The following is a 17,423-nucleotide window of genomic DNA, read 5'->3' as shown; positions in this document are numbered from 1 at the left end:
AAAACCGAAGTCAGTTTTCTGACTTCGGTTTTTTGTTATTACAACCTGGCTATTTTTTTCTGGCCAATTTAAGTGCCCAGGCTCCGCTCATTACCAGCAACAGCACTAAACATAAACCAAAAGCGAGCAGGCAAGCCTGCGCCATATTCATAAAATGCCATGGCGGGAGCAGATACCAGCCTTCGGACTGCTGGTACAGATCGACAAACCACTTTTGCATACTGCTAAGCGCTACGCCATCAGGAACGACAGGTGCGTCATAGCCGCAATCTCCAGTGGGCTTAAACCATTCTGGAGCCCAGTTTGCCAGCGGCAAATTGAAAGGGAATGTCGGATCGGTAGAACATCCCTGTACGCCAAAGAGCGAATCCGGGTCCGGGTTATGTACCGCATAATGAATGCCATTAAGTTTGATGGAGAACTTAATGCCCATAATGCTGCCATAAAATGCCGCAATGCAGCCGACCAGTTTTAGAATGAGGTTTTTAGGGTTTATTGCCGCGATCAGCCCACCGAAAACCATCACAAACATGGCAAAGCGGATATATACACATTGCTCGCAAGGGGCCATGTAGAGATAGATTTGGAAGAACGAGTGCGCCAGAATAATTAACCCACCCATGGCACAAGCCATTAGCAACCACAAAAAGCGTCGCTCCTGCCATCTCACCAGGGTATTAACCGGTGCGGTACATAAGTCTCGCCACAATCCTTTGATAAAATCCATAGCCGGTTCCCTGTTTATTTTGTCGCCAGCTCTCTGACAAGCTCAGCCATGGAATCAATCGATTTGATGCTTTTGGTGTAGATCAGGTACTTACCATTGACGACGTAAGCCGGAACCCCCTGGATTTTGGCAACATCATAAGCCGCTTTCCATTTTTCCAGTGTCTCCTGGACTACGGGTTCTTTTAAGGCGCTCTCGAAGTCTGCTTGACTCATACCTGCAGCGTCCAGTCCTGTTTTGATGAATGAAGCGGGATCTTTACCGTCAGACCAGCGTTCTTTCTTATCGTGGTAGGCAGTGTAGTAAGCAAACTTAGCTTTTTTGAACTGTGATTTGGCATCAAACAATGAAATTCCTGCGGCCTGATCCTTAGCAATCATTACTGCAAATACTTCACTGGCCTGTTTGCCGTATTCTCCTTTGGTCTCGAGATGAAACGGTGTGAAGGCGACGAGATCGGCAACTTTATCTGACACCGGGCCGGTCACGGCTTTATCATATTTGTAGCAGAATGGGCAGGCGTAGCTGAATACTTTGATCAACGTTTTATCAGCATTGGGAATCGGTTTCTCCAGCACCATATAGTCAGTACCTTCAGTAAAAGCCGATGCTGCAAATGGTGAAACCAGCGCTGCCGTTAATATCACGCTTTTAAATAATGAAGTAATCCATTTAGACGACATAATTAATCCTTAATCTAACGAAATTATTTAAACATTTGTTGTGGGCGAACCAGTAATGCGCGGTAGTGCGTTTGGTTTGGTTTATCGGAAAGGACATCAATTTCGACTTTGACTTCTTTTGTTTTGTAGTCAATTTCGTTGATTTTGCCGATGGTTGGCTGTCCAACGTCAAATAAATTAATAGAACCACCAAATCCAAACATCGTGTCGCGGTCTTTTTGATATTCAATTACCGACGTGATAGGACTGTAGAAATCATAACCGCGCTCTTTCCCGTATTCCCAAACTTGCTGAACGGTTCCTTTTTTCTCGTCAATTTTATATTCGACGAACCGGGAGTATTTCATTGTTGGTAGAGCCGGTTGTTCGAGTCCACGGCCATCGCCATTGTCAAAGATGGTTAGCGTTCCTTTGCTGGAGAGCCAGGCGGTGTGTTGGGTGTAGGTAAAATCGAAATCAGTATTCTCGCACTTACCGTTTTCATCACACTTCAGCGCGTTGCCCTTATCATCAACCGGTTTTAACAGTTTGCTTGCCAGCGCCTTATTCCAGCCTTTAGACGGTGCCAGGATCCATTTCACCTGTTTATCGCGACCGATTTTGACGACACCCTGATGGCGGGAAGAAAGAATGATGGAGTCATCTTTAGCGTCATAGGCAATGGAGTTGACGTGAGCCCAGTTACGGCCCGCACCAACGCCGAGGGCGTCACCATAGGGGGTATCTGGCTCCAGTTTCGCCTGTTGGCCTGCATGAGCGAGATCCACGTTGACGCATACCGCGCCTGCGTCCAGCGCACCCAGTAGCGCGTCACGCATCGGGTCGAGAATTTGTGTCAGATCCCATACGTCAACAACACGTCCAGATTTATCGACTTCAATAATCTGGTCGCGGATGGTATGTACGTGAAGGCCATCTTCTTTGCGATAATCGCGTTTACCCACGCGAAGCAGTACGGTGCCGTTCACTGTTTCGACCGACTCATGCGACGCGTCGAGGAATCCGCGAGGCAGCTTATGGTCGGCCAGAACTTGCCCCAGCATATCGAATTCATACCAGTGCTGGCCCTGGACGGCGGTGAAGGTGCCTCGCGGTGTTTCACGAATACCCATCAGGTAGCCGCGCTTGTTGATATCCATGTCATGGCCGTCATAGAAGGTGTCCTGATCCAGCCACCACCGATATTCACCTTCCGTATCGACGACAAAGGTAAAGGGTGCGATATCAAAGGGGAGTGCGCCGCCAGCTGGACCCGCATCCAGGATGCCGGCATTTTTATCTTTTTCGCCATGCCAGTGGAATTCTGCACCCTGCGGGGTAAAGGTGTGGGTATTCACCAGATAAAGACGATCTTCAAAACCCGGTGCTACTTTAATCACTTTTGTTTGCTGCAAATCAGATATTGAGCGGTTATCCATGTAGTGATTTACGATGGCGGAAGTTTGCACCACATAATCATCTTTCATGGCCTTACCGTTTTCTTTATATTCAACGGTTACCTTATTTGCGAACTTTTGATAAAGGCCAAAAATAGGAATGCCATCGTACGTGGCGAGTGACTCTTTGCCGACGGTATAAGTCACCGGAACGCCTTTTTCACCTTTACCATGGACGGTAACTTTAACATCTGAAATAACGTGGCTATCTAATTCAACCAGCGCAGTAAGCGGGGCATTTCCATAAGGGTCAACTACTATTGCGCCCAATTTTCCTGCAGGTTGGGCCGGTTGAAAACCAGCGGCAAGAGAGTTTCCTGCTGCTAATCCAAATGTCAGTGCCAGAGTCCCTGCCAGAAGTGTTTTTCGGTATTGTGTAAACATGGATATATCTCCTTATATTACCTATAAATATAATCTTGCTGAATATATTATGTTTTTACGGTTTTGATAAAATAAAATGGTATTGCTAATACTACTTTTGTAATGCATTAATTAATATTGATGAAATGTATTATTCTTCAGGAGCTAATTTTTATTATTTTTTTGATAGTATGAGTGAGATATTTTAAGAACAATATTTATTATTGCGTAGTGTGATATTGTCGACATTGTTTTAATTGTTTATAACGAGTTTGGCTAATAGCTTAGCCGCTGATTTATATGATCGAAATCATATATTTGTTTCTGAAATATGCCACTATATGAGTATGTCAGAATAAGCTTGTGTAAAATTTTAACGTTAAATGTTTAATGATGTTAAATTTTAAGGGTAAAAGAATGTTTATTGCCTGGTATTGGATTGTATTAATTGCACTCGTTGCGGTGGGTTATTATTGTCATATGAAACGTTATTGTCGGGCATTCCGCCAGGACAGAGATGCCTTACTTGAAGCGCGGAACAAACTTTTTCGTCGCTCTGGTGAAGATAATAGCGCGGTTAAGGAACAGGATTAGTCCTTCATATTCTGCTACGGATGAGCGGATGCTGTAAATTTGCAGGGTGGCATCCGCCCTCTGGATTATCCGATTCCCATCGACTGGAGGATGACGAGGCTTAATCCCATCACCGACATTCCACATAACACCCCATAGCTGGGATTATTATTGGGATCGATCTCTTTTGCCAACGGCATCAATTCATCGACGGACAGCGCCACCATAATACCTGCGACTGCCGCCATTATTGCCGCCATCACCACCGGTGATATCAGGCTACCGAGAATTAACCACGCCAGTACGCCGCCCAGTATTTCTGCCATACCTGAAATCCCTGCCCAGAATATCGCCGTACGTTTGGAGCCTGTGGCGGCATAGACGGGACCCGCCACCGCTAATCCTTCAGGAATATTGTGCAATGCAACGGCGAGGGCAATACCAAAGCCCAGCTCAAGGTTGCTACTGGCGGTAACAAACGTCGCAATCCCTTCAGGAAAGTTGTGCAGGCTGATGCCGAGCGTTAATAAAATCGCGGTGCGTTTAATAGAGCCGGGTAGAGGCTGCGTTGTTTTTTGTACCAGATCCTGAGGGTGCGCGTGCGGCAATAGACGATCCAGGCCAAAGTAGCCCAGTAAGCCAACGATGAACATTCCGTAGCCTAATACCGGCGACATACCTTCAGCGGCCAGCGCAGCAGGTAGCATCTCCATAAGGGAGATCAGTAACATAATCCCGGCGGCGAAGCCTAAAGAAAAGGCGAGAACGCGGTTAGACGGTTTTTGCCCTAACACGCCGAGAAATGCGCCGATAAACGTGGCGGCACCTGCCAGTAAAGTCAGAAGTAAAGGTACTGACATCGACAAATAAAACTCCTTATCAATCTGCTATCCGGGTTGGATCGTCAAAATAACTGATGATCTTCATCATGGTTATCTGAGTTCTTCATCAACCGAATAAGCGTATTGTGGTGGTATCAAAATGACTCCCTCAGTAAGGATATCATCATGTCTTCAACTCGTATGCCAGCATTGTTTTTGGGTCACGGTAGCCCGATGAATGTTCTGGAAGATAACGTTTATACCCGTGCCTGGCAGCAACTGGGGGAAACGTTGCCGCGTCCGAAAGCCATTGTGGTGGTCTCGGCGCACTGGTTCACCCGTGGAACGGGTGTGACTGCGATGGAAGCCCCCAAAACGATCCACGATTTTGGCGGTTTTCCGCAAGCATTATATGACACCCATTACCCGGCTCCCGGCTCGCCTGAACTGGCGCAGCATCTGGTTGACTTACTTGCTCCAGTGCCTGTGACCCTGGACAAAGAAGCCTGGGGTTTTGACCACGGTTCCTGGGGCGTGCTGATCAAGATGTATCCGAATGCGGACATTCCGATGGTGCAGTTGAGTATCGACAGCACCAAACCCGCGTCATGGCATTTTGAGATGGGCCGTAAGCTGGCGGCGCTGCGTGATGAAGGCATTATGCTGGTGGCCAGTGGTAACGTGGTGCATAACCTGCGCACTGCGCGTTGGCACGGTGAGAACACGCCTTATCCGTGGGCGACTTCATTCAATGACTATGTTAAGGCAAACCTGACATGGCAGGGACCGGTTGAGCAGCACCCATTGGTGAACTATCTCGATCATGAAGGTGGATCGTTGTCGAACCCGACGCCGGATCACTATCTGCCGCTGCTGTATGTACTTGGGGCTTGGGATGGTAAAGAGTCTGTCACTATCCCGGTAGATGGTATTGAGATGGGAAGTTTAAGTATGTTGTCGGTGCAGGTTGGATGATGAATGCCCGATGGCACTGCGCTTATCGGGCATTAAGTTCGCGCCGTAGGCCGGGTAAGGCGAAGCCACCACCCGGCACTCTCAATTATTCGACAAAAATATGCGGATAGAAACGTGACAGATCCTGCGTGATCAACGCGCGGTCTTCACGAATGCCGATCCCAGCTGGTTGATCGTTGATTAGCCAACTGCCAATCAGCATATAGCTGTCGCCAAACTTTGGTAACTGATGGAACTGCTGCACGATCATGCCTTCTTCACCGTACGGTCCTTCCACGGATTCGATCGTTTTACCGTTCTCAACGATGGAGACGTTAGCCCCCTCGCGCGAGAAGATCGGTTTGACGACGAATTTATCCATCTGCGGATGGTCGTCTTCGGCGAAGTACGCTGGCAGCAGGTTCGGATGGTCCGGGAACATTTCCCATAACAGCGGCAACAGTGCTTTGTTGGAGATAATGCTCTTCCAGGCCGGTTCCAGCCAGCGAACGCCAGCGTCTTCCAGCTTGGTGGAGAACATTTCACGCAGCATGAATTCCCACGGATAGAGCTTGAACAGGTTAGCGATTACCTGATCCTGCATGTCGGTGAACTGACCTTTTTCACCAAGACCAATATCTTCTACATAGAGGAATTCTGTAGCGATCTCAGCTTCGGCAGCGCAATCCTGCAGATACTGGATCGTACCGCGATCTTCTACCGTATCACGACAGCAGGTCAGATGAAGCAGTTGAAAACCATACTGCTCACGCAGCTCGGTGAAACGCTCGATCAGTTTTTCCTGCAGACTGTTGAACTGATCGCTGCCTTCCGGCAGGTTGCCCGCATTGAGCTGATCTTCCAGCCAGATCCACTGGAAAAACGCGGCTTCGTACAGCGAGGTTGGCGTATCGGCGTTGTTTTCTAAAAGCTTGGGTTCACCCGTGCCGTCCCATGCCAGATCGAGACGTGAATAGAGCGACGGTTGCTGTGTCTGCCAGGATTGGCGGACAAAGCCCCAGGTATGCTTCGGAATGCGAAACTTGGTCATCAACTCATCGCTGGCGATGACCTTTTCCACCACCTTGAGGCACATTTGATGCAGCTCTGCGGTGACCTCTTCCAGCTTTTCAACCTGAGCAAGGGTGAGCTTATAGTACGCGTCTTCACACCAGTACGGCTCGCCGTACATAGTGTGAAAATTGAAACCGTATTCGGTGGCTTTGTCGCGCCAGTCCGGGCGCTCAACAATACTGACTCTTTCCATGACGATCAGCCACCCATTGAACGTGTGGTGGTGCCGCTTGCGCTACGCTGCATGGTGCTCTGTTTGGCCACAGACTCACCAAATCCGCCGCGGGTTACGGTAGAGGTGGTGGCTGGTTTCGGTGCCATAGCGGTTTTCGGTACGGTCATGGTGCGACCCGGCGTTGCTGCGCCGTAGTTTTTACCGCTGGCATCCGTGTATTTGCCGTAAGCCGGGCTGGCTGGGTTTTTCGAGCTGAACAGCGGTTGCTGAGCGCCCATTCCGCCGCCCATCAGTCGGCCCATCATGTAGCCTGCCATCAGCGGCATCCAGAAGCTGCCGCTGCTTTGATTCTGTGCCTGAGCCTGGCCTTCACCGGTCGGTGCCATACCCGCTTGCGCAGGAGCCTGCTGGCACTGGCCTTCGCCGAATTCAGCGATACAGTCTTCACGAGTGGCGTATTTTGGTGCGGTACGTTCAGCTTCTTTCAGCGCATTGTTAAACGCAGTAGTACATTCGGCGCTTTTACCCGGATTCGCCGCAGAGCAGTCGTCAGCGTTCTGATAAAGCGAAACCGTTTCGTCGCTCTTTTCACAGCCCGCGAGCATAAACACAGCGGTAACTGCCAGGGCGACAGGAGTCAGATGGCGCGCGCTCCAGCTTTTGCGGAACGAGGCGTGATGTATAGATTTTGTCCGTTTCATTTATGTCTTCCAGTACCCAGTGGTAACTCTGCTCAGAATAGAGGATGACTGGTCGAAATTGAAGCGGTAAGAGGCGAGAATGCGGAAGAAGGGGCGGATCTTTACGTTGTCTTACGTTCAGACGGGGCCGAAGCCCCGTCATCAGCATCAGTTACGGAACGGGTTGTTGCCGGTGCTGCTGGTTGAACGTGCTGCTGTCGGCTGTGCCGCAGGCGTCGCGCTGTTGGACGTATAACCGTCCGCCGCGGCATCTTGCTGCGCGTTTTCCGGCGCGATCGTATCCGGAGTCGTGGATACTGGTTTACCCAGCGTATTGTTCAGTGCCACCAGATCCTGCTCGTTCAGCGTACCGAGCGCAGATTTGACGTTTAACTGGTTGATAAGATAGGTATAACGCGCATTCGCCAGTTGCTGCTTGGCGTTGTACAGCGTGGTGGTGGCATCCAACACATCCACAATGGTACGTGTACCTACGGAATAGCCGGCTTCCATCGCATCCAAAGAACTTTGTGCAGAGACAACCGCTTGTTTGTACGCGTTAATGCTACTGATAGACGCATTAATGTTGTTGAACGAAGAACGAACGGTCTGCACCACGCTGCGGTGTGCGCTTTCCAGCTGTTCACTCGCGCCAACAAAGTTGTACTGCGCTTGTTTCACCTGCGAGTTAACCATTCCGCCCTGGTACAGCGGCAGTGAGAAGCTCAGACCGATTTTATTCTGGCCCATGTTGCTGTCGTCATACTGGGAGCTGTTGGTTTTAGACCCGCTGTACGAGGTGTCAGATACCCCGGTAGAGGCGGTCAGGTCCAGAGTCGGTAAATGACCATCCTGCGCCAGACGAATCTGCTCACGTGCCAGATCCTGGCTCAAACGGGCCTGCAATAATGACAGGTTGCGGTTTTCTGCTTCTTTCAGCAGCGCGTTCACCGCCTGCGGTTTGTTGGTTTTAAAACCATCAACGTTCAGTGACGCCAGTTCCGGATAGTAGTTACCGGTCACCTGGCGCAGCTGTTCTACTGCGTTATCCAGATTGTTACGTGCGGTAACTTCGTTCGCCAGTACGGTATCGTACTGTGAACGGGCGTTCTGTACGTCAGTGATGGCAACCAGGCCAACGTTAAAACGCTGTGTTGTCTGATCTAACTGACGATAGACCGCATCTTTCTGTGCCTGAGTGTAAGAAAGCACGTCAATTGCGTTCAGTACGTTAAAATAGGCCGTGGCGGTGTTCAGGATCAGCGTTTGCTGATCGGTCTGATAGGTCACGTCCTGGATGCCCGCTGATTTTTCTTGCAGCGTCAGGGCACGCCATTTAGACATGTCGAACAGCGTCTGAGTCAATTGTAATGACGCGCTGGTTGCATTGGAGTTGACGCCATTTGCATCACGGTAGCCATTGCTGTAGGTGTAATCGGCACCTAAACCCAGTTGCGGCAGCAATGGACTACGCGCTTCGTTAATTTTTTCGAATGCAGCATCGCGATCGGCGGCGGATTTACGCAATTCCGGGTTGCTCAGGCGTGCTTGCTGATAAACCTGCATCAGGTTTTCTGCCTGGCTCAAAGTACTGAACCCCGACAGGCTCAGGCCGATAAGGATGGGGAGCAATTTCTTCATTTGCATTCCTTGTTGTGAAGCAGTATTTAGCGCTGATCAAATTGTAAAAATATTTGCTGATTCTAGCAGAATCCGCCACTTCAAAAAGTTGGCGTTACGTGCCATACGGCGTTAATTTGCATCAATTTAACACAAGGGCGTTCAAACATCAGTCAAACGACCTTGAAATTCACATTTTAATCACTATTGGTTTCAGGACAGCACAATGCGTAAACCAGACAACTTGCCAATGACTTTCACTAAAAATGATGTAGAAATTATTGCACGAGAAAAGCTATACCGCGGTTTTTTTTCACTGGATCTTTATCGGTTTCGCCATCGCCTGTTTAACGGGGGGATGAGCGGCGAGGTAACGCGCGAAATTTTTGAGCGCGGACACGCGGCAGTCTTGCTACCCTTTGACCCTGAGCGAGATGAAGTTGTGCTGGTCGAGCAGATCCGTATCGCGGCATTTGATACCAGCGAAAGCCCGTGGTTACTGGAAATGGTGGCTGGGATGATCGAAGAGGGCGAAACCGTTGATGATGTAGCCCGTCGTGAAGCAATGGAAGAGGCCGGGCTGGAAGTTAAACGGACGAAGCCCGTTCTGAGCTATCTGGCAAGCCCGGGTGGCACCAGTGAGCGCCTGTCAATTTTAGTCGGCGAAGTGGACGCCACGACCGCGAGCGGGATCCATGGTCTGGCTGATGAAAACGAAGATATTCGTGTTCATGTGGTGAGCCGGGAACAGGCTTATCAATGGGTTGAAGAGGGGAAAATCGACAACGCAGCGTCTGTCATCGCCTTGCAATGGTTACAGCTGCACTATCAAGAGTTAAAAACTGAGTGGAAAAAATGAAGCGTTACACACCTGACTTCCCTGAAATGATGCGTCTGTGCGAAACCAACTATTCGCAATTGCGCCGCCTGCTGCCACGTAATGATGCAGCCGGTGAAACAGTGAGCTATCAGGTAGCAAACGCACAATATCGGTTAACGATCGTTGAATCGACCCGATACACTACGCTTGTTGCGATCGAACAAACGGCACCGGCCGTCACATACTGGAGCCTGCCGTCATTGACCGTGCGCCTGTATCATGACGCAAGGGTGGCTGAAGTGTGTTCAAGTCAGCAGATCTTTCGCTTCAAAGCGCGGTATGATTATCCAAATAAAAAGTTGCATCAACGCGACGAAAAGCATCAAATTAATCAGTTTTTGGCCGACTGGTTACGGTACTGTTTAGCACATGGAGCGATGGCGATTCCGGTTTATTAGCGTCGTGAAACCTAAGGACACCATTTGGAAAGCCTGTTAACCCTTCCTTTGGCTGGTGAGGCCAGAGTCAGGATCTTACAAATTACAGACACTCACCTGTTTGCCGAAAAGCATGAAACGCTGCTGGGTGTGAACACCTGGGACAGCTATCAATCCGTACTGGATGCAATACATGCAGAGTCGCCTGAGTACGATCTGATCGTCGCGACGGGTGATTTGGCGCAGGATCAATCCGCTGCGGCTTATCAGCATTTTGCTGAGGGCATCGCAAGTTTTCGTGCGCCCTGCGTTTGGCTACCGGGCAATCACGATTTTCAGCCGGCAATGTACAGCGCGCTGCAGGATGCGGGCATTTCCCCGGCCAAACGTGTTTTCATTGGCGAACAGTGGCAAATCTTGCTGCTCGACAGCCAGGTGTTCGGCGTTCCCCACGGTGAGTTAAGTGAATTCCAGCTCGAATGGCTGGAGCGTAAACTTGCTGCTGCGCCAGAGCGTAATACCTTGCTGCTTCTGCATCATCATCCTCTGCCTGCGGGCTGCAGCTGGCTCGATCAGCACAGTCTGCGTAATGCCGCTGAGCTGGATAACGTGCTGGTGAATTATCCTCGCGCCAGGTATCTATTGTGCGGGCATATTCATCAGGAACTGGATCTGGACTGGAACGGTCGCCGTCTGCTGGCGACGCCGTCGACCTGCGTGCAATTTAAACCGCACTGTTCCAACTTCACATTGGATACCATCAGCCCAGGCTGGCGGACGCTGGAGCTTTTTGCCGACGGGACGTTGCAGACTCAGGTACGTCGTCTGCAGGGTAATCGGTTCCACCCTGATACCGCTTCAGAAGGCTACTGATGTCTACGCTTCTCTATCTTCACGGATTTAATAGCTCTCCTCGTTCGGCGAAGGCGTGTTTACTGAAAAACTGGCTGGCGGAACACCACCCGCACGTTGAGATGATCGTGCCGCAGCTACCTCCGTATCCTGCGCAAGCCGCAGAGATGCTGGAATCGATCATTCTTGAACACGGCGGAGAGTCGCTGGGGATTGTCGGTTCCTCTTTAGGCGGCTATTACGCCACCTGGCTGTCGCAATGTTTTATGCTGCCGGCAGTGGTGGTGAACCCTGCCGTACGGCCTTATGAACTGCTGGTCGACTATCTCGGTCAAAACGAGAACCCCTACACGGGGCAGCAATATGTGCTAGAGTCACGCCATATTTACGATCTTAAAGTCATGCAGATTGACCCGCTGGAAGCGCCGGATTTGATCTGGCTGCTCCAACAAACGGGCGATGAAGTGTTGGACTACCGCCAGGCGGTGGCGTATTACGCCTCCTGCCGTCAGACAGTTATTGAGGGCGGAAACCACGCATTCACGGGCTTCGAAGATTATTTCAACCCGATTGTCGATTTCCTTGGACTGCACAGTTTCTGACGATCAATTCGAATTGCTTATTTAAACCATGACGCAAACTTATAACGCTGATGCCATTGAGGTACTCACTGGGCTTGAGCCGGTACGCCGTCGCCCTGGGATGTACACCGATACGACCCGTCCGAACCATCTTGGGCAGGAAGTGATTGATAACAGTGTGGATGAAGCACTGGCGGGCCACGCAAAACGCGTGGACGTGATCTTACATGCCGACCAGTCTCTGGAAGTCATTGATGACGGACGCGGCATGCCGGTAGATATTCACCCTGAAGAAGGCGTTCCGGCGGTTGAGCTGATCCTCTGTCGTCTGCACGCGGGCGGCAAGTTCTCTAACAAGAACTACCAGTTCTCCGGTGGTCTGCACGGTGTGGGTATCTCCGTTGTTAACGCCCTGTCCAAACGTGTGGAAGTGAACGTGCGCCGCGACGGGCAGGTATACAACATCGCGTTTGAGAATGGCGATAAAGTGCAGGATTTACAGGTTGTCGGTACCTGCGGCAAACGCAATACCGGGACCAGCGTGCACTTCTGGCCGGATGAAAGCTTCTTTGACAGCCCGCGTTTTTCTGTTTCGCGCTTAACGCACGTACTGAAAGCCAAAGCGGTACTGTGCCCAGGCGTTGAGATCACTTTTAAGGATGAGGTCAACAACAGCGAGCAGCGCTGGTGCTACCAGGATGGTTTAAATGACTATCTGAGCGAAGCGGTGAATGGCCTACCGACGCTGCCGGAAAAACCGTTTATCGGTAATTTCAGCGGTGAGACGGAGACGGTGGACTGGGCGCTGCTCTGGCTGCCGGAAGGCGGCGAGCTGCTGACCGAAAGCTATGTGAACCTGATCCCAACCATGCAGGGCGGTACGCACGTTAACGGTCTGCGTCAGGGACTGCTGGATGCGATGCGCGAGTTCTGCGAATACCGTAACATCCTGCCGCGTGGCGTGAAGCTGTCGGCGGAAGATATCTGGGATCGCTGTGCTTACGTGCTGTCGGTAAAAATGCAGGATCCGCAGTTTGCCGGACAAACCAAAGAGCGCCTCTCTTCGCGTCAGTGTGCGGCATTCGTCTCTGGCGTGGTGAAAGATGCATTCAGCCTGTGGCTGAACCAGAACGTGCAGTCAGCCGAACTGCTGGCTGAGATGGCGATTTCCAGCGCGCAGCGTCGTCTGCGTGCAGCGAAAAAAGTAGTGCGTAAAAAGCTGACCAGCGGTCCGGCACTGCCGGGTAAACTGGCGGACTGTACCGCACAGGATCTTAATCGCACCGAACTGTTCCTTGTCGAAGGTGACTCGGCGGGCGGATCGGCCAAGCAGGCGCGCGATCGTGAATATCAGGCGATCATGCCGCTGAAAGGTAAGATCCTCAATACCTGGGAAGTCTCTTCCGATGAAGTACTGGCTTCGCAGGAAGTTCACGATATTTCCGTGGCGATCGGTATCGATCCGGACAGCGACGATCTGAGCCAATTGCGCTATGGCAAGATCTGTATCCTGGCGGATGCGGACTCCGATGGGCTGCACATCGCCACGCTGCTGTGCGCGCTGTTTGTGAAGCACTTCCGCACGCTGGTGAAACACGGTCACGTCTACGTGGCGCTGCCGCCGTTATACCGTATCGACCTCGGCAAAGAGGTCTATTACGCGCTGACGGAAGAAGAGAAAGCGGGCGTACTGGAGCAGTTAAAGCGCAAGAAAGGCAAGCCGAACGTGCAGCGCTTTAAAGGTCTGGGTGAAATGAACCCGATGCAGCTTCGTGAAACTACGCTGGATCCGAACACCCGTCGCCTGGTGCAGCTCATTATCGATGATGAAGACGATCAGCGTACCAACGCAATGATGGATATGCTGCTGGCCAAGAAGCGTTCTGAAGATCGTCGAAACTGGTTGCAGGAGAAAGGCGACCTGGCGGATCTCGAAGGGTAATTGCATGTAGAAAAGCCGGAGACGGGCGTAAAATGCCTTATCCGGCTCTCATCTGACGAAGCGATTTATGCCGGATAGCTAAGCGTCACCCGGCAAATCGACAATCTTAAATGCCCGACTCCAGAATACGAATATTCATGTCCAGCACGTCACCTTTCACGGCTTCGCTGTAGGCTTTCATATGCGGGGTCTGCAAATGCGCTTCAAGATGCGCGATGCTTTCCCACTGCTCAACCATCACGATTGAATCTGGTGCTGTAGTCTGAAAACTCACACCTGCGGCATGATCCACCATCGGCGCATAGCCGTGGCAGCCTTCTTCTTTCAGTACGGTCGGAACGATTTTGGCAAACTGATCCAGTACCGCCTGGCGGTGATGTTGACCTGGACGTGTACGGATTTCTGCAATAACGGTAAGCATGGTTAACTCCTTCTAATTCCAGGTTACCAGTTAACCAAAAATTTCGGTCAGATGCTTGCGATATTCTGCGATATAACGCGGGACGTCCGGCATTTTAATCACGTCATTGGTGATAAAGGTCGGCAGCGCTTCCATTCCCAGGAACTGGTTTGCTTTATGGAACGGGAGATAGACGCCATCAACGCCAACGCCATGGAAGAACTGGTCTTTTTCAGTGAAGGCTTCCATCGGTGCGTTCCAGGTCAGAGACAGCATGTATTTTTTGCCCTGAATCAGTCCGCCGGAACCGTATTTTTTTGACGCATCTGAACGCGTGCGACCATCGCTGGCGTACAGCGTACCGTGCCCGGCAGTGAACACGTCATCAATGTATTTTTTCACCGTCCACGGCGCGCCCATCCACCAGCCAGGCATCTGCCAGATAACCGCATCGGCCCAGACGAAATTCTGCACTTCTGCTTTTACGTCATAATCGCTGTCTGCGCGTACGACTTTAACATCATGCCCGAGGTCGCGCAGGATACCGTCCGCGACCTCGGTCAGGGTGTCATTCAGTTGACCATTCGAATGGCCGAATTTTTTCGCCCCGTTGATAATCAGAATGTTGCTCATTTTGTGTCCTCAAGGAAATACGTTTGAGGACGATTTTACTCCCACCAGCGGTGCGGTGAAATTAGCAAAATGTGCAAAGTCTTTTGCTATATGAGCAACAATAACGCAATTACCAACTGACTTTTGCTTCAAAGCCACCTTCCGGAGCGTTGCCGAACGAGGCTGACATCCCATGCAATATCGCGATACGACGGACAATCGACAGGCCGAGACCGCTGCCGGTCACGCTTTGCCCCGGTGGGCGATAAAAGCGTTCTCCAATGTGCATCAGAACTTCCGGCGCAATACCTGGACCATTGTCTTTGACGCTAAAATTGCGGGCGTTTAGCGTCACTTCCACAATGCTTCCCCGGGGACTATAGCGAATCGCATTATCCAGCAGATTTCGCACCATCAGGCTGAGTAACAGCGGTTGCCCGGTACATGTGATGCCGTGCGCGTTAATCTGCAAACGTACGTCAATATGCGCCTGCTGGGCCGGGTGGTAGATATCCATCACCGCGGATTGCAGTAGCTCCTCCAGCGAGATTTCTGCCACATCCTGAAGATTATCGAGGGAGTCGAGGCGCGAAAGCGTCAGGAGCTGATCGACCAGTCGGGTGGCGCGTTCAATTCCCGCATGCAGCTGCACCAGCGCTTTTTCCCGCGTTTGCGGGTCGTCGTCTGACAGTTGCACCACTTCGGTTTGCACCTTCAGCGCCGTCAACGGACTGCGCAGCTCGTGAGCGGCGTCAGAGGTAAAGCGCCGTTCGCGGACCATCATAGAGTGGATACGGGTAAACAGCTGATTAAGCGATTCAACCAGCGGGCGCACTTCGCTTGGCACACCTTTCGGGTCGAGCGGTTCTTCTGATTCCGGGGCGCGCCAGCGCAGAGCTTGCGCCAGTTTTTTTAGCGGCCTGAGTTCGCGACTCAGCATGACCACCAGGATCAGCAACATCAGCGGCAGCGCAACCAGCCACGGGGTTAACTGTGCGGTAAGGATCGACAGCGCCATATCCTCCCGGTATTCCCACTCCTGGCCCACCACAATGCGATATTTTCCATCAGCGGAATTCAGCCACAGGAAGCGCCAGGAATCGTTGTCGCCCCTGAGTTGGCCGTCGCTAAACCCCTCCCGGCTGTAGCTGTAGGGAATATCCTGGCCATTGTCGCCATCGTGTAGCACCATTTTGCCGTCGGTGGAGTAGATGGCAAACGCCAGTGCGTCGTCATCAATATGGCCATGTTTCAGTTTTTTTGGCGTGCGGGCCATATTGTTTGAGGTGGTGACATCGCTGATATCCAGCGTGCTAAGCCGCTTGGCGAACAGCATCAGCTGCGTATCAAACAGCTCATCGACATTATCGGTAGTCTGCCTCCAGGCCACAAAACTGGATACGGCCCAGGTTGCTGATGCCAGAATCAGAAAAATAAGCGTTAGCCTGACTCGCAGGCTGAGGCGTTGTGTGAGTTTCATGCGTCACCCAGGGTATAGCCAATGCCATGCACGGTACGGATAAAGTCGCTGCCGAGCTTACGGCGTAAGTGATGGACGTGGACCTCAACCGCATTGCTGGAGACATTTTCGTCCCAGGTATACAGTTTTTCTTCAATCAGTTTGCGGGGCAGGACGCGACCTTTGTTGCGCATCAGCAGTTCCAGCAGCGCGAACTCTTTAGGTTTGAGTGACAAAGGTTCACCCGCCGCCGTGGCGACCAGCGCGCCGGGATCGAGCGTTACATGGCCATGGCACAATGTGTTGCTGGCCTGGCCGCTGGCACGACGCACCAGCGCCTCCAGCCTGGCGGCAACTTCAATCAACGCGAAGGGTTTACACAGATAGTCATCCGCGCCCAGGCGTAAGCCTTCAACGCGTTCTGCCAGCGCGTCGCGGGCGGTCAGGATCAGCACCGGTTCCTGCTTTCCGTTGGCTCGCCACTCGCGCAAAATGTCCCGTCCGTCTATGCCTGGCAGCGTCAGGTCGAGGATTACCGCATCATAAGGTGCGCTGTAGAGTGCTTCTTTCCCTTGGCGACCTTCGGTAAACCAGTCGATGCTGAAACCCATTTTACTCAGACCTGTTTTCAGGCCATCGCCAATCAACGTGTCATCTTCGATCAGTAAAATACGCATATGTTCATCCCTGCGATAACTCATTTGCAGTCAGTAAACCTGTGGCTACAGTCTCTGTACAGCAAAAAAAGTATCTTTTTTTGCCTTAAGAACTTGTTAAGGATTAACTTATTTAATAGTCGTAAACCAACATGAAAGGGAGACATGACGATGAAAAAATTAGCTGCAATGGTTGCCGTAATGGCACTGTGTTCCGCACCTGTTCTGGCAGCTCAGCAGGGCGGCTTCTCTGGGCCAACGACAACCACCACGCAGAGCCAAAACGGCGGATTTGTCGGCCCGAACGGTAGCAGCACGACGGTAGAAAGCGCCAAATCACTGCGTGATGACACCTGGGTTACCCTGCGCGGGAACATCGTTGAGCGTATTTCCGACGACCTGTACGTGTTTAAAGATGCGACCGGCACGGTGAATGTGGATATCGACCACAAGCGCTGGAACGGCGTAACCGTCACACCGCAGGATGTGGTTGAAATCCAGGGTGAAGTGGATAAAGACTGGAACTCCGTTGAAATCGACGTAAAACAGATTACCAAA

Annotated in this window: 19 protein-coding genes; 8 read left to right on the top strand and 11 right to left on the bottom strand. The window is 51.4% G+C overall.

Going from position 1 to position 17,423, the window contains the following annotated elements; genetic code table 11:
* Positions 1-49 precede the first annotated feature (49 nt).
* The 3 genes from dsbI to FDW94_RS19115 are packed head-to-tail and all read right to left on the bottom strand — an operon-like array spanning position 50 to position 3,230.
* Positions 50-727 carry a protein-disulfide oxidoreductase DsbI gene (gene dsbI / locus FDW94_RS19125; protein ID WP_048236780.1) on the bottom strand — a complete coding sequence of 226 codons (678 nt, stop codon included), beginning with the start codon at positions 725-727 and terminating at the stop codon, positions 50-52.
* 14 nt (positions 728-741) lie between these two features.
* A complete protein-coding gene (locus FDW94_RS19120; protein WP_103284708.1) occupies positions 742-1,410 on the bottom strand; it encodes a thiol:disulfide interchange protein DsbA/DsbL in 669 nt (222 codons plus the stop codon).
* A gap of 23 nt (positions 1,411-1,433) precedes the next feature.
* Positions 1,434-3,230, bottom strand: coding sequence for an aryl-sulfate sulfotransferase (locus FDW94_RS19115; RefSeq protein ID WP_048215529.1), 1,797 nt, complete (start codon positions 3,228-3,230; stop codon positions 1,434-1,436).
* Between the two features lie 396 nt (positions 3,231-3,626).
* Here FDW94_RS19115 and FDW94_RS23585 point away from each other — a divergent pair, with 396 nt between their 5' ends.
* Entirely contained in the window at positions 3,627-3,803 is a 177-nt protein-coding gene (locus tag FDW94_RS23585; protein WP_071446370.1) for a hypothetical protein, read from the top strand.
* Between the two features lie 65 nt (positions 3,804-3,868).
* On the opposite strand, the gene zupT is transcribed toward FDW94_RS23585, so the two are convergent.
* Positions 3,869-4,642, bottom strand: coding sequence for a zinc transporter ZupT (zupT, locus tag FDW94_RS19110; protein WP_003024600.1), 774 nt, complete (start codon positions 4,640-4,642; stop codon positions 3,869-3,871).
* A 147-nt stretch (positions 4,643-4,789) separates the two neighbouring features.
* Between zupT and ygiD the strand changes: the two genes are divergently transcribed.
* Positions 4,790-5,578 (top strand): 4,5-DOPA dioxygenase extradiol, encoded by a 789-nt coding sequence (ygiD, locus tag FDW94_RS19105; protein ID WP_032945034.1) that lies wholly within the window; start codon positions 4,790-4,792, stop codon positions 5,576-5,578.
* Between the two features lie 85 nt (positions 5,579-5,663).
* On the opposite strand, the gene FDW94_RS19100 is transcribed toward ygiD, so the two are convergent.
* The 3 genes from FDW94_RS19100 to tolC all read right to left on the bottom strand — a co-directional run bounded on the left by FDW94_RS19100 (position 5,664) and on the right by tolC (position 9,133).
* Positions 5,664-6,824, bottom strand: coding sequence for a glutathionylspermidine synthase family protein (locus FDW94_RS19100; protein ID WP_008785828.1), 1,161 nt, complete (start codon positions 6,822-6,824; stop codon positions 5,664-5,666).
* 5 nt (positions 6,825-6,829) lie between these two features.
* The gene (locus FDW94_RS19095; protein ID WP_003024591.1) at positions 6,830-7,507 is read right to left on the bottom strand and encodes a DUF1190 family protein; all 678 of its coding nucleotides are present in this window, start codon (positions 7,505-7,507) and stop codon (positions 6,830-6,832) included.
* 147 nt (positions 7,508-7,654) lie between these two features.
* On the bottom strand, positions 7,655-9,133 hold the full coding sequence (gene tolC / locus FDW94_RS19090; protein ID WP_137378090.1) for an outer membrane channel protein TolC: 1,479 nt from the start codon (positions 9,131-9,133) through the stop codon (positions 7,655-7,657).
* 199 nt (positions 9,134-9,332) lie between these two features.
* Between tolC and nudF the strand changes: the two genes are divergently transcribed.
* Genes nudF through parE form a run of 5 tightly spaced genes read left to right on the top strand, consistent with a single transcriptional unit; the run spans position 9,333 to position 13,738 of the window.
* A complete protein-coding gene (gene nudF / locus FDW94_RS19085; protein ID WP_079934120.1) occupies positions 9,333-9,965 on the top strand; it encodes an ADP-ribose diphosphatase in 633 nt (210 codons plus the stop codon).
* Positions 9,962-10,384, top strand: a complete 423-nt coding sequence (locus FDW94_RS19080) for a DUF1249 family protein (RefSeq protein ID WP_003024582.1) — start codon at positions 9,962-9,964, stop codon at positions 10,382-10,384. The genes nudF and FDW94_RS19080 overlap by 4 nt, the downstream gene beginning before the upstream one ends.
* Positions 10,385-10,408: 24 nt before the next feature.
* Positions 10,409-11,236, top strand: a complete 828-nt coding sequence (gene cpdA, locus FDW94_RS19075; protein ID WP_137378089.1) for a 3',5'-cyclic-AMP phosphodiesterase — start codon at positions 10,409-10,411, stop codon at positions 11,234-11,236.
* Entirely contained in the window at positions 11,236-11,817 is a 582-nt protein-coding gene (gene yqiA / locus FDW94_RS19070; protein ID WP_003024575.1) for an esterase YqiA, read from the top strand. The genes cpdA and yqiA overlap by 1 nt, the downstream gene beginning before the upstream one ends.
* A 28-nt stretch (positions 11,818-11,845) precedes the next feature.
* The gene (gene parE / locus FDW94_RS19065) at positions 11,846-13,738 is read left to right on the top strand and encodes a DNA topoisomerase IV subunit B (protein ID WP_003024571.1); all 1,893 of its coding nucleotides are present in this window, start codon (positions 11,846-11,848) and stop codon (positions 13,736-13,738) included.
* 106 nt (positions 13,739-13,844) lie between these two features.
* Here the strand turns inward: parE and FDW94_RS19060 are convergent, their stop codons facing one another.
* The 4 genes from FDW94_RS19060 to qseB all read right to left on the bottom strand — a co-directional run bounded on the left by FDW94_RS19060 (position 13,845) and on the right by qseB (position 16,886).
* Entirely contained in the window at positions 13,845-14,159 is a 315-nt protein-coding gene (locus FDW94_RS19060) for a putative quinol monooxygenase (RefSeq protein ID WP_003024557.1), read from the bottom strand.
* A gap of 30 nt (positions 14,160-14,189) precedes the next feature.
* Positions 14,190-14,771, bottom strand: a complete 582-nt coding sequence (locus FDW94_RS19055) for an NAD(P)H-dependent oxidoreductase (RefSeq protein WP_032945029.1) — start codon at positions 14,769-14,771, stop codon at positions 14,190-14,192.
* Positions 14,772-14,880: 109 nt separating this feature from the next.
* Positions 14,881-16,230 carry a quorum sensing histidine kinase QseC gene (gene qseC, locus FDW94_RS19050; protein WP_137378088.1) on the bottom strand — a complete coding sequence of 450 codons (1,350 nt, stop codon included), beginning with the start codon at positions 16,228-16,230 and terminating at the stop codon, positions 14,881-14,883.
* Complete coding sequence (qseB, locus tag FDW94_RS19045; protein ID WP_137378087.1) at positions 16,227-16,886, bottom strand: quorum sensing response regulator transcription factor QseB; 660 nt, start codon at positions 16,884-16,886, stop codon at positions 16,227-16,229. Before qseB ends, qseC begins: the two co-directional genes overlap by 4 nt.
* 150 nt (positions 16,887-17,036) lie before the next feature.
* Here qseB and FDW94_RS19040 point away from each other — a divergent pair.
* Positions 17,037-17,423, top strand: a 387-nt coding sequence (locus FDW94_RS19040) for a YgiW/YdeI family stress tolerance OB fold protein (protein ID WP_137378120.1), incomplete at its 3' end; no start/stop codon positions are given.

Origin of the sequence: Citrobacter sp. wls757 (genome assembly GCF_005280935.1) — a bacterium.
Taxonomy (GTDB): domain Bacteria; phylum Pseudomonadota; class Gammaproteobacteria; order Enterobacterales; family Enterobacteriaceae; genus Citrobacter; species Citrobacter portucalensis.
Note: the sequence above shows the minus strand (reverse complement) of the source record. Positions and strands in the feature narration are given on the sequence as shown.